A 13,055-nucleotide genomic window follows, 5' to 3' on the forward strand; every position below is an offset into this window, starting at 1 on the left:
CAACCTACGGTTGAATATTCATTAATTTGTAGTTGAGAAACTATTGCTGTATTAATTTTCTTTCCTGTTACAGGAGGGTTAATAGACCTTTAATCCTACCTCCTTGCTATAAGCCTTTTGAAAGCCCTCGGTCATATATCTTGAAGCAGTGACCTTGTAGCTTCTTTCTTCGGTAATCAGTTCCAACAAAAAGACAGATGCGGTTTTATTCTCAATGTTATAGTTTATGATAGTTTGAAGTTCAAACTCTTTATTGTGCGTCGGTATATAACAAATCCGGTCATTTATGTAAATGCAGTTGGAAAACCATCCCCATATATCAAGCAGTATCATCCAGTAAAAACTATAGAGCGGCGTTACCCCGATTATATCACCGCCATTAAGAATCCAATAATTCTGAACCAGATAAATTGCCATAGCTGCTAAAAGAACCGCGCCTGCCGCTGCATCGGGTATTCTGTAAAACCGATATACCTTACAGCCCTTTAACTTCCGGTATCTATATTCCCTGATGCAGTAATATCCCACAATGCCTATCAGAAATTGTATCACTGACTCACACAACCAGCCAATCCCTATATGAACAGAGAATCCGGTCTCCAAAAACCTTGGAAGCATCATTGCTGTTGCAATAAGCACTGCTGCAGCTGTAATTATAAACCCATCTCTTTTCCGCATTCGTATATTCTCCTGTCAGTTCCCACCCCTGCATCTGTTCACCGTTATTTTACTGTCTTAACCTGTATGTGCGGAATTTCTTTTGTGCCTCCCATAATAATATAGATAAATACAAAACAGAACTATCCCTGCTCCTAAATATATATCTTTTGCATCACATATCTTATTCCCGGCAAGGAGGTAATCAAGGCTGCCCTGATAAAGCAGTTTATCCGCCAGTGAGCATACGCACCCCGCTTCCATTATCAGAATGGCATAATCAAAGTACCTGTCCGTATATTCCCTTTTCTTAAACAAAATATAAATAAGCACTAATGCTATTATGGATATTATATTGATAATAAGCAGTATACCAAGGCTTAAGTTCATATTCAACTCATTATTAAACACCGACAACTGATCTTTATTCATATATGGGAAAAACCCTAATTTTCCATTTGCCGTTCTGTAATCTGCACCCATTAAAGTATAATAGACTATCCCTTTCAGCAGTTGGTCAATGCTAATCAGCGCTCCAAAAACGATTATTTTTTTTCTCATGTGTTCCCCATTTTATGTATTTAATTTCTACTGCCAGGTAATTTATCGAAAAATATATTATAGAAACTACCATTAATGTTCCAAAGAGAAGAACCTTTCCAAAACTTATTGATTCTCCTGATAAATGTTATTATCCAGGATATCCTCCCACTGCATTACTTCCATACAGCAGCTATAAAACTTCAGGCTCACAGACTGCCTGTCCAGATAAGCCTTTTTTACCTCTAACTGCGTAGCTCTTTTGCATTTAAAGCTCTCTTCTATTATTTTACACTTATTATCCGCAATGTCCAGCTCTGTTTTTGCCGATAACATCTTACGGAAAGCTCCTTCATAGGCGTTGATTGCCTTTTTCACATAATCCTCTATCTGCCGCCCTACTTGAACCTTTTGCAGTCTGTAACTTTCTACCGTTAGTTCAGTTTGGCGCCTGTAGGCGGAACTTGCCATAGCATCGGAAGAAAGATAATTTTGATAACTGGTCTCCATATTTTTAAGCTGCAGATAGGCTGGGGTACTATCCATAAATGCATTTACTTTACTTGCTGCCGTATAGTTTTTGTGGTCCAATGTAATATTGAATTGGATTGTATCATTTTCTGCAATGCCGGTCTCCCTCTTGATGCAGGAACTTAAAAAATTATAATCATTCTGCTTTTCCCCAAATAGTCTGTCATTTTCCAGAAGACTTAAGGAAATATCATCAATACGCCCCTTGGTGGAATACCCATGCTGATACTTTATATCTTCTATCTGTTTTTGCATCCCAATGTATTCCTGGTTTAAGGTATAATACTTTATTCCCTCTTCGTTGATTATCAAATTCAGGCAGCTCTGCATAAAACTATGCCTTGCCTTATCCCTTCCGTCCTGTGTTAACAGGTTCTGATAGTTTTTATAAAACTCCGCAAGATCCTGGGACAACTTGGCATCGGAAGCACTTTTAGCAAGAACAGCCGCATTCTTTTGATAGGAGGCAATCTCTGCCTCTACCGCACTTAGCTGATTATCTGCCTGCATGATAAGCGCCTTAATATCCTCTGCCTCGCTGCCTGCCGCAGGAGTATCCCCTTCACTTGTATTACTTTCACCAACTGCCATAGCTTCACTGCTTTGTGCCAACAGTTTATTCTTTGAATCAAGCAGCCTATCCTTTGCCGCGCTAAGCTCCTGTATTTTAGCCTGAACATACAGGTAGTCTGACCGTGCATTATTGTAAGTGTCTCCTGCTGTCAATGCCTTCGCTGCCTGCAGTTCGTTCTGCAGCCTGTTAATCTGATAATCTATGCCATAACTTTCGTATCTGCCTATGACATCCCTGAAATCATAGGCCTTCCCGCCTCCCGGCAAAAGATAGGATACAGTCTCCGCAGATACCGTTTTGCTGCACAGGCAGAAGGTTGTAATCACAAGGCAGATTAAAAGCAACTTTCCTGTTTTAAATACATCACATTTCTTAACCCTTTTCATCCGTGTCTTGTCCTCTAATTCTTTAAGAAGTTCATTTTCTCCAGTACAAACTTAAGAATACGTTTGTTTTCTATAATCATCTGGGCCTGACAGGACATTCCTGTCTTAAGCGCTGCCTCTTTTCCCTTGGAATCATAAAGGGACTTTCCATTTATAGACGCTTCCACCAGATAGTAGCCACTTGCATTTTTCTCGTCCACCTTAAGGTCCTTGGATATCTTTGTTATCCTGCCTGTCAGATATCCATATTCATTATTAGGAAGAGCATAGACATTAAATTTCACTTGCATACCTTCTTTTAATTTCCCAATATCTTTATTGCTGACATAAATATTAGCCTTAAAGCTGCTTTCGTTATCCGGTATAATTGTCATCACCGGAGTTCCGGCATTTAAGGTATCTCCCGTTACAAGTTCCGTACCGCTATTAATAACTCCCGTTTTCGCTGCTTTCACCGCAGCATCCTCTATCTGGGAATTAAGCTTCTCTATTGCCGCTGCCAGTTCTTTCTTCTTATCTTCGTCAGCCTTGATGCTGTCAATGGTACCTCGTATCTCCGTATTCTTATATTCCTCCAAGGCAGCATCCGTCTTTGCCTTTCCTCCGGTCATAAGAACCTTTTTATCTTCCAGCTTCAGATTATCAAGGTTATCCGTAAGGGACTTTATACTATCCTTTAAGGCAGTTATTTTGTCCCGCAGATCCACCTGATAGTTTAACTGAAAATTCAATAGTGCATTCTCTCTCTCTTCTTCGCTCTTTTTAAGAAGATCCTCCTTACTTAGAGTCCCTTTCTGGGAAAGTTTAAGCTCTTCGATGCTTTTCTCTGTTTCTGCTATATTGTTTTTAATTTCTTTTAAGTAGGAAGCCTCATAGGTATCAATTGCCCTCTTTGCATCCTGGACTTTTATCTGGGACTGTTCCACTTCCCACTCTGTTACGGCAAGTCCAGCCAGAGCTTTATTTATATCATAGTCTTCTTTTGCCTGCCCGTAAGCTGTATTTAATTCCGCCAGCTTATTCTCATATTCCTGGTATTGCAGGCTGTAGCTGCTGTTATCCGTAAACAGGCTTTTTCCTTGTTCTATACTTTTCTTTAAGAGATTTAATCCCGTCTTTCTCCCGGTGTAATACTCTAAGGAATCCACTACCCCCTCCGCAGTAGTCGACAGGCGGATTTCCGATTCAGTACTGTCATACTTTTGCACCAGGGTTTTATAATCACTCTGATACTTCCTGTAAAGGTCATAGTACTCCTTCTCACCCCCTGCAGCCTGAAAAGGATTTTCCCCTCCGGTAATGGACTGTTCCAGCTTCGTAAGATTTAAAAGCCGTGCCTCCTCTTCGGATAGCTGCTTTGCTACGGACGCTTGATTCAATCTTCTTGCCTGATTTTTATAATCCGTATCCTTTTGGGATATCTTATAATTTATGTAAAAACTACGGTATTTTAAGTAGTATTCTTCTTCGTTCTTATCAAAATAATTTTCTCCGTCTTCAATGGACTTCTTATATGTCTTCAGATTTTCAAGTTCTTTTGTGATTTCTGACATCTGTTTCTCATAATAGTCCTTTTGCTTTAACAGGTCATCATGCTCTATGACATAGAGCACATCTCCCTTTTCCACCTTCTGCCCATCTTCAATATTAACGGTTTCAATGGTTCCGGCATAGTTATTAACAACAGTTGCCACTTGCTTATTAGGGCGCAGAATTCCTTCGGACTTTACTACAATATCTATTTTCCCAAAGTACGTCCAAATAAGTGCCACAAGAAACATTCCAAGCACCAGGTATACAAACAGGGATAGGAATATATTCGGCTTTGATTCGTAAACTTCCCTGCTGTCAGACATTTCGTTTAAATTTAATATAATTGGTTTCATCAGATAGTCTCTTTCTGGATTTATCTATTGTTTAAGTTCTTTAATTTATTTCTTTCCCTTTGACGTATAGCCATAAATATATAAATTATCTATTTTTTATTGATGTCTCGTATTAATATTTTCCCTTATTAAGTTCCAAAATGGCCTTATTATAAGGTTCTTTTATCTTTTCATAAGATATCCGGTCCAGAACCATTCCAATGCATAGAACAATTGAATATGCCAGAATGAACCAGGCTATATTTTCTGTTCTATTTAATCCATTTAAAGTAAAACATTTCATTAAAAGCTTAAGCTTTATTACAGTTAAAGTTATTACTTTATCCGGTTTGCTGCTTCCAAAGCCTTGCATACTGTCCATCTCTATCCAATAATGCCTGATGGCTTCCATCTTCAATGACTTTCCCTTTTTCCATTACATAAATTCTGTCACATCTTCTGATAGTACTTAACCTATGGGCAATAATTACCGTTGTCATGTCCTTACTGTACTCCTCAATGGTATTCTCAATTGCCCGCTCCGTAATCGAATCCAAATTACTGGTAGCCTCATCAAGTATTAATATGTCCGGTTTCTTTAGTATTGCTCTGGCGATAGCAAGGCGCTGTCTTTGCCCTCCGGATAAATTGGAACCATTCTCTTCTAACCTTGTCTCGTACCTTAAAGGCAGCTCATTGATAAAATCATGGGCCTGTGCCTTTTTGGAAGCTTCGATTACTTCTTCGGGTGTTACATTTTCCAGTCCCAGCATCAGATTATCCATAATGCTTCCGCTAAAAAGGAATGTCTCCTGGGGTATATAAGCAATACGCTCCCTTAAGGCTTCCAGTTGAATATCTTTTATATTGTAATCATTAATTAAAACTTCTCCTGACTCTACGCTGTAGAGATTCAGGAGAAGCTTGGAAAGTGTCGTCTTGCCGGAACCGCTTTCCCCTACCAGGGCAATTTTCTCCCCTTGCCTGATGTGTATGTTAATCCCCTCTAATACCGCTCTTCTGGTTCCATAACGAAATGTAACGTTTTTAAATTGTATATCTCCCTTTAAATCTGCCGGATTAATTTTCTTATTCTCTCCTTCTGTTCTTTCCGCCTCCAGGTCCAGGATTTCTCCCAGCCTGTCCGCTGCAACCACCGCTGTCTGCATCTGCGGTTGAAGGTTAATCAGATTCTTAACCGGTTCAAGAAAATAAGCTAACAGGGAATTAAAGGCTATCAATTGTCCAATTGTAATATTTCCTTTGATAGTCTGATAAGCCCCTACCCATAGAATGACAATGCCGCCGGTTAATTCTGTGAAGCCTACGAGGGAGCCTTGGAGATTACTCACCCAACTGATCTTGAATACGCTTTTTAAAAGCTTGATGAATTTTTTTTCTGTTTCCAATTCAACTTTTCTCTCAGCATTGTAGGCTTTCACTGTCTGAATACCATTTAGGGATTCGACCATGTAGGAGGTCAGCTGCGCATTGTCTTCCATCTGGGCCTGGTTTAGCTTCTTATACCATTTATTAAAACTCAAAACAATAATGAAGTATAAGACAATCACTACAGCAGTCACGCCAAACATATAGGCGTTCTGCATATAAAGTATCACTCCTCCGGCAACCGCCATCAGAGTATCTATCATAATGGTAAGGGTTGCCCCTGATATGGCATCTCTTACCTTGGAAGCATCGTTAAAACGTGAGATAATTTCTCCCACTTTTCTGGTACCAAAAAAGTTCATGGGCAGCTTCAGTACATGTCTGTAATATCCGAGCAGCAAAGCAATATCCAGCTTTTGGCTTAAATACAGCATCAAATGGGAGCGGAAGGCTGATAAAATAACCTTAAAAAGATTTAATAATATTATTCCCACGGACAATATATGTAATGTTTTAATTAATCCGGCTGAAAGAACATCATCTAACAGTACCTTAAAATAAAAGGAACCCAATATTCCCATTGCCGTTATAAGAAGTGATGCCACAAATACATGAAGCAGCAGACGTCTTTGCGGAATGAGTAAGGAAAAGAAACGCTCAAACAGCCCCTTCGTTTCATCTCCCTTTTCAAAGGTCTGGCCAGGAACCAGGAGGATTAAGATTCCTGACCATTGATATACAGGTGGCTTTCCACTTACTGCCCCTGCGCCAAGGAATTCTTCCGGGGTCAATTTTACAATTCCTTTTCCCGGATCTGCCAAAATAATTTGCTTGGATGTAATCTTATGTATTACTACATAATGGAGCAAGGCTCCATCCACCACCACATGGGCGATACAGGGCAGCGGAAACTTAGAGAAAAGTGCGTTCTTATCGCCTTTTACTCCTTTTGCGCTGAATCCGAGCTGTTCCGCTGCTTTGATAACGCCATAGGCATTGGTTCCCTGCCTGTCCGTTCCTGCCACTTCTCTTATTTTCGTAATAGATGTTTTAAATCCATACTGCTTTGAAATGGTTGCCAGGCATGCCGCACCACAGTCCGTCATATCATGTTGTTTAATGCAATAGTATTTGCGAAACATATATTCCTCTTTTGTTTATCGTTTAGATTCCTCGTCAAGTCGTTGTAATTGGTGCATGGCACCTTTAGTGTCATATGGCTCGAAGTGCATTCCATTCCTATAGTTCTTTAAGGGCGCTTTAGTATCTCTTTCATTTCTTGGCACACTACGGAAACAATATTTCTAAATATAGAGTCCCCTCCAACTGTTTTTTCTAATTCATTATCGTCCATGTCTTTCCATTGCTTTTCTGATAAAATATCCGTATTTTTATTTTTCATAATTCGCCTCCTTTTGATGAGTTGAATTTATCATTTTTTGGCACATAAAACAATAGCGATGTGCTATTTGGTAAAATAACGGTGCTATTTGGTATATATCTATGTTATTTTACGGCTAACCTTACTCAAATTTATTATAATTTTTATCGATTTGTGGTAATATAAGGATGTACATATCTTTTTAAATAATACAAATTCATATAAGAGGGGCCTTTATGAACAACCACTTTATCTCATTATGTATAGACATCACTTATAATTTATTAACTTTTCTTGTTTTTAATAAATACTGTGACTTTTTTCTAATACATAAAAATCAAGATAAGCTTTATGCGAAAAGATTATACTTTTATGTACCAATACAAATTCTTTTCAGTACACTATCAATGGATGCAACGATTTTTTTTATTATACTGGCATTAAGCTACCTTACCTATGTTAAAATATTTTATATCATCGCTATTAAGAAATGTTTTATCTTTACCTTTAAGTTTTTTATTCTCTTTTATGGTTTAATGTGGATAGCATTTATTATAATTACGGTAATTATGGATTTCCTGTCCGGTGCATTAAATTTACTCGATAATAATTTTTATCAGAATTTGAAAGGAATCTTGCTAAATTCAATCACTTACATAATATTTTGCTTCTTTCTTCACTACAAAAAGTTAAAAAAACAGCCCATTAATAATCCATACAAAGTATATGTCTACCTTATACTGGGACTTATTATCCTTGCATTAAGTGCTTTTATTATATATGTCTATACGCTGAATTCATCCCAAGAAACCCTTGAGAATATGGTCATGATTATCTTTTTGATTAATATTCTCTTAATTGTTTTAATTCTTTCCATTTATGAAAAAATCGTAGACTCTCTCCAGGAAGCTGCGCTTAAGCAATTGCAACAGCAAAAATATGAGCTTACTCAGAGCTATTATGATGAGCTGTCCGAAAAGTCAACGCAACTCATGTCCCTCCGCCATGACTTTAAGAATCATCTTGGTATAATTGCAGGCCGCTTAGAACAAAAAGACTACTCAGAGGCCCTTACTTATTTAGAGAAAATTACGGACGCAACGAAATCCGCCGGAGACCTTGTAATTACCAATAATGCAACCATTTCTGCTATCTTGCAGTCAAAAAAAGTGGAATGTGAAAGAAAAGGCATTCGCTTTACCTATACTGCTGCCTTTGAGAAGATTTATAAATTAACGGATATGGATTTTACGATTATGCTTGGCAATATACTGGATAATGCCATAGAAGCCCTGGAAGCCAAGATTGCAGACAAATACCTGACTGTTTCTATTGCACAAGCAGGTACCTATCTTGTTATACAATGTGAAAATCCCTATCTGGCAAAACCCTTAAAGAAAAACGGATATCTCGTTACATCAAAAAAGGATAAGGAATTTCACGGAATCGGACTTTTGAATGTTTCCGAAGTCTGTGAGAAGTATAACGGAGAATTTCATTATACTTACGATAATTCTATTTTTAAGGTTAAGATACTGCTGCCGAATTATTAAAGGGTTTACTGCTTCGTTTCAGCTCCAAACAAAACTATTTATCTTGTTTGTTATTTTTATTATTAAAATATCCTAATAAAAACAGGAATAATAAATTCAATCCGACGCCTGAAAAGATTGCTATTGCCTTTACCTGCTCTTTAAAAAGGGCAGACAAATTCACGGAATCGGGCTTATTAATATCTCCCCTCTGTGTTCACGGTAAAATTCTGCTGCTCAATTATTAAGAGGTCTGTTGCTGCAATTTTACATATATCCGGTTCATGAAACGTTCCTTTATACTCTTATAATATTTTCTGCTGATCGGTACTTCTATATAGTCTGCCAGCACTATCATGGTCTTTCCAACCTCCTGTATCATATCCAGATTCACGATATAACCCTGATGTACATAACAGAATTTATTCACATCAAGCCTGTCATGGAGCTGTGCTAAAGGTTCATAACAGGCGTATTCGTTATCCGAAGTATGTATAACACTGGCATTACGCTTCTTTTCTATATACTTTATTTTTGCTATCTCAACATGCACATCCGTATTCTTAACACGGACCTCCAGATACCTTTTCCTGGCACTGATTTGATCTCTTTTAAAGTCTACCGCGGCAGTGGCTATGGACATTACTTTTTTTAACTTCACATAATCTACCGGCTTTACAAGATAATTCAGGGCATTCACTTCAAAAGCCCCCAGCGCATAGTTATCAAAGCTGGTGGCAAATATGATGATAACATCTTCATCTATCTTTCGTATTTCCTTCGCTGTCTCCATACCAGACAGCCCTCCCATTTCAATATCCAGAATAAGAATATGGAAAATGGCTTCTTCATACTGCTCTAATAGTTTTTCTCCGCTGCTGAACCTGCATATGTCCAGTTTGTTTCCGCTTTCATTCTCGTAGGTCTTCAACAGGTTGCACAGCTCGTCCTGATAATAGATTTCATCATCACATGTGGCAATTCGGTAATGATTCAGCATATCTCTCTTCCTCTTTTAATTTTATTGGGATTTCTTTTATGCTCTAATTCTAATGGGAAACTTATTCCAAATCAATCCCTATGTGCTATTTGGTATAAAAACGGTGATATTTGGTATCGTTAAAAACATTTTGCAAAATTTAATTTTGTGCTATTGACATTATTACTAATTAGTAGTATATTAGAGCCATGGAAAACAAAACACTATTTGACACACAAACAGAAGTTAACATTCATACCCTTCGTGCACTGAACCGATGCAGCCAGCACGTCCATAGGAAGGAGCTAAGTATAATAAAGGACAGCGGCCTTACCGCCTCTCAATTTGAAGTTTTAGAAGTCCTCTATGACCTTGGTGATTTAAGAATCTGTGATATCATAGAGAAAATACTGGCTACCGGCGGTAACATGACCGTAGTAATCGACAATCTGGCAAAAGACGGACTGATCCAGCAATGCACGGACCCACAGGATAAGAGAGTGAAGCTTATTCGGATAACCGATAAAGGAAAATCTTTAATGGATGACCTGATTCCCCGCTATCTGGATAATATCAACTCCATTTTTAAAGAATTATCCGAATCAGAAAAACAGAGTCTAAGAGAAATACTAGTTAAACTTTCCGGTGTATCTTAATACACCTTCCTATTACCGTATATAGTACTAGTTAGTATTATTAGTGCCGGTATGAAAGGACATATTTTTAACCAAAATAATATTAAATCAAATTCAGGAGGATTTTACTATGAAGAGTTTTTTTGAAGCAATTAAAGACAGACGCACGGTATATGCTATCAGCAAAGAATCACCAGTATCCGATGAAAGAATTAAAGAAATCGTAGAAGAGGCCGTTAAGTATTCTCCCTCTGCTTTCAACTCCCAAAGCGGCAAGGTTGTATTATTATTTGGAAAGGAACACGATAAGCTATGGGATATCGCTCTGGAATCCTTAAGAAAAATCGTACCTGCAGAAAGCTTTGCTTCTACACAGGAAAAAATAGATTCCTTTAAAGCAGGTCACGGAACCGTACTTTTCTTTGATGACAACGGCATCGTAGAATATTTACAAAAAGAATATTCCCTGTATAAGGATAACTTCCCCGTATGGGCACAGCAATCAAATGGTATGTTACAGCTTGTAGTTTGGGCCGGACTGGAAACAGAAGGCCTTGGAGCCTCTCTCCAGCATTACAACGAGCTAATCGAAGAAGCCGTAAAGAAAGAGTGGGATATTCCCGCCTCCTATAAATTAATCGGCCAGATGCCTTTTGGAAAACCCACAGCCGCACCGGGCGAGAAATCTTTCGTACCTTTGGAAGAACGTCTTAAAGTATACGGAGCTTAAAGCTCAACCTCTATAACTCCCCTAAGAAAAAGGAGGCAGGGATGAAATCCTGCCTCCTTTTTCATTTATTTTGTTTGCTGTCAGTGCCGTTCTTTCTTTATTAATAAGCCTTGCCCCAGTAAACCATAGACTTTGCTTTCTTTCCGCAGCATATGCAGGTATCTGCTATTTCCTCCTGCTTAAAGGGCATACATCTGGAGGTAGCACCTGTCTCTTCCTTGATTTTATCCTCACAAGCCTGATCTCCGCACCACATGGCCTTTACAAAGCCGGGCTTTGTTGCAACAGCTTCCTTAAACTCCTCGAAATTCGTTGCCTGATAGGTATGGGCATCCCTGTGGATTCTTGCTCTTTCAAGCATTTCCCTTTGCATGGTATCGAGGATTTCTCCTACTTTCTCTGCCAGATTATCCAGGGATACTATAAGCTTTTCTCTGGTATCACGGCGTACAATGACTGCCTGGTTTTCTTCAATATCCTTCGGCCCAATCTCAATGCGGACAGGAATTCCTCTCATTTCCTGCTCGCTGAATTTCCAGCCGGGGCTCTTATCCGTATCATCTACCTTCACACGGAAGGCTCCCAGACGCTCTCTTAATTCTGCTGCCTTTTCAAGCACTCCCTCTTTATGCTGTGCAATAGGAACAATCATCACCTGGGTAGGTGCAATTCTCGGAGGAAGTACAAGCCCGCTGTTATCTCCATGTACCATAATGATAGCACCGATAAGTCTGGTGGTCATTCCCCAGGAAGTCTGATGTACATATTGGAGTTTGTTATCCTTATCCGTATACTGGATATCAAAGGCATGGGCGAAACCGTCGCCAAAATTATGGCTGGTGCCTGACTGAAGTGCCTTTCCGTCATGCATGAGTGCTTCTATGGTATAGGTGTCCTTTGCTCCTGCAAATTTCTCTTTATCCGTCTTCTTACCCCTTATCATAGGGATGGCAAGAACCTCTTCACAAAAATCCGCATAGAGATTTAACATCTGAATAGTCCTCTCTTCTGCTTCCTCTGCTGTTGCATGTGCCGTATGCCCCTCCTGCCACAAAAACTCTACGGAACGTAAGAAAGGTCTTGTGGTCTTCTCCCAGCGCACAACTGAGCACCACTGGTTATATACCTTGGGCAAATCTCTGTAGGACTGTATAATATTAGCGTAGTGGTCGCAGAAAAGGGTCTCGGAAGTAGGCCTTACGCACATTCTTTCCTGTAAAGGTTCCAGACCTCCGTGGGTTACCCAGGCAACCTCCGGCGCAAAGCCTTCTACATGGTCCTTTTCCTTCTGCAATAAGCTTTCCGGTATAAACATGGGCATATACACGTTCTCTACCCCTGTTTCCTTAAATCTTCTGTCTAATTCCTTCTGGATGTTTTCCCAGATGGAATATCCACCGGGCCTTAGGATCATACATCCTCTTACGCTGGAATAATCAATTAATTCCGCTTTTTTTACAACATCTGTGTACCATTGGGCAAAATCCTCTTCCATAGAGGTTATTGCTTCCACCAGTTTCTTTTCTTTTGCCATAGTGACTCTCCTTTCAGGACAATTATTTATAAACCTTACGTTTATACAGAGAAAGGCAATAAAAAAAGCCCTTCCTCCACAAGGGACCGAAAGACCTCGGCGGTACCACCCTAATTAACTGTCGCCAGTTCACTTTAACACCGTTAACGCCGGCTTTACGCTGCATTTTCATACAGTGCTCCAAGGCAGGTTCTATAAGGTCATCCTAAGAATCTCACACCAATCTATTCTCTCTCTGGGAGGATAACGTTTATATACTATTCCTTTTCTTCGCTTTGTATATTGATTTTATGCTACCTAAAAGGCTTTGTCAACCACTTTT

At 39.1% G+C, this 13,055-nt stretch carries 12 protein-coding genes and 1 other annotated feature; of the genes, 3 read left to right on the forward strand and 9 right to left on the reverse strand.

Annotation, left to right across the window (positions count from 1 at the left end; translation table 11 throughout):
• Positions 1 to 78 precede the first annotated feature (78 nt).
• The 7 genes from BUF11_RS19465 to BUF11_RS24500 form a co-directional block, all read right to left on the reverse strand.
• Positions 79 to 678, reverse strand: a complete 600-nt coding sequence (locus BUF11_RS19465) for a hypothetical protein (RefSeq protein ID WP_073590531.1) — start codon at positions 676 to 678, stop codon at positions 79 to 81.
• Between the two features lie 57 nt (positions 679 to 735).
• Complete coding sequence (locus tag BUF11_RS19470; RefSeq protein WP_073590532.1) at positions 736 to 1,218, reverse strand: signal peptidase II; 483 nt, start codon at positions 1,216 to 1,218, stop codon at positions 736 to 738.
• A 105-nt stretch (positions 1,219 to 1,323) separates the two neighbouring features.
• Positions 1,324 to 2,688, reverse strand: coding sequence for a hypothetical protein (locus BUF11_RS19475; RefSeq protein WP_073590533.1), 1,365 nt, complete (start codon positions 2,686 to 2,688; stop codon positions 1,324 to 1,326).
• Between the two features lie 14 nt (positions 2,689 to 2,702).
• Positions 2,703 to 4,574: an HlyD family efflux transporter periplasmic adaptor subunit gene (locus BUF11_RS19480; protein ID WP_073590534.1), complete on the reverse strand. Its 1,872-nt coding sequence runs from the start codon at positions 4,572 to 4,574 to the stop codon at positions 2,703 to 2,705.
• A gap of 112 nt (positions 4,575 to 4,686) precedes the next feature.
• A complete protein-coding gene (locus tag BUF11_RS19485; protein WP_073590535.1) occupies positions 4,687 to 4,926 on the reverse strand; it encodes a hypothetical protein in 240 nt (79 codons plus the stop codon).
• Complete coding sequence (locus tag BUF11_RS19490; protein WP_073590536.1) at positions 4,895 to 7,084, reverse strand: peptidase domain-containing ABC transporter; 2,190 nt, start codon at positions 7,082 to 7,084, stop codon at positions 4,895 to 4,897. Before BUF11_RS19490 ends, BUF11_RS19485 begins: the two co-directional genes overlap by 32 nt.
• A gap of 107 nt (positions 7,085 to 7,191) precedes the next feature.
• Positions 7,192 to 7,344, reverse strand: coding sequence for a hypothetical protein (locus BUF11_RS24500; RefSeq protein ID WP_175562111.1), 153 nt, complete (start codon positions 7,342 to 7,344; stop codon positions 7,192 to 7,194).
• Positions 7,345 to 7,730: 386 nt separating this feature from the next.
• On the opposite strand from BUF11_RS24500, the gene BUF11_RS19495 reads away from it, so the two are divergent.
• Entirely contained in the window at positions 7,731 to 8,876 is a 1,146-nt protein-coding gene (locus BUF11_RS19495) for a sensor histidine kinase (RefSeq protein ID WP_175562112.1), read from the forward strand.
• A 223-nt stretch (positions 8,877 to 9,099) separates the two neighbouring features.
• Here the strand turns inward: BUF11_RS19495 and BUF11_RS19500 are convergent, their stop codons facing one another.
• Entirely contained in the window at positions 9,100 to 9,855 is a 756-nt protein-coding gene (locus tag BUF11_RS19500) for a LytR/AlgR family response regulator transcription factor (RefSeq protein WP_073590538.1), read from the reverse strand.
• Positions 9,856 to 10,043: 188 nt separating this feature from the next.
• Between BUF11_RS19500 and BUF11_RS19505 the strand changes: the two genes are divergently transcribed.
• Positions 10,044 to 10,490 carry a MarR family winged helix-turn-helix transcriptional regulator gene (locus BUF11_RS19505; protein WP_073590539.1) on the forward strand — a complete coding sequence of 149 codons (447 nt, stop codon included), beginning with the start codon at positions 10,044 to 10,046 and terminating at the stop codon, positions 10,488 to 10,490.
• Between the two features lie 109 nt (positions 10,491 to 10,599).
• A complete protein-coding gene (locus BUF11_RS19510) occupies positions 10,600 to 11,199 on the forward strand; it encodes a nitroreductase family protein (RefSeq protein WP_073590540.1) in 600 nt (199 codons plus the stop codon).
• 100 nt (positions 11,200 to 11,299) lie between these two features.
• Here the strand turns inward: BUF11_RS19510 and proS are convergent, their stop codons facing one another.
• A complete protein-coding gene (gene proS / locus BUF11_RS19515) occupies positions 11,300 to 12,733 on the reverse strand; it encodes a proline--tRNA ligase (protein ID WP_073590541.1) in 1,434 nt (477 codons plus the stop codon).
• A 78-nt stretch (positions 12,734 to 12,811) separates the two neighbouring features.
• Positions 12,812 to 13,013, reverse strand: a binding site (T-box leader).
• Positions 13,014 to 13,055 lie beyond the last annotated feature (42 nt).

Origin of the sequence: Anaerocolumna xylanovorans DSM 12503 (assembly GCF_900143645.1) — a bacterium.
Classification (GTDB): domain Bacteria; phylum Bacillota; class Clostridia; order Lachnospirales; family Lachnospiraceae; genus Anaerocolumna; species Anaerocolumna xylanovorans.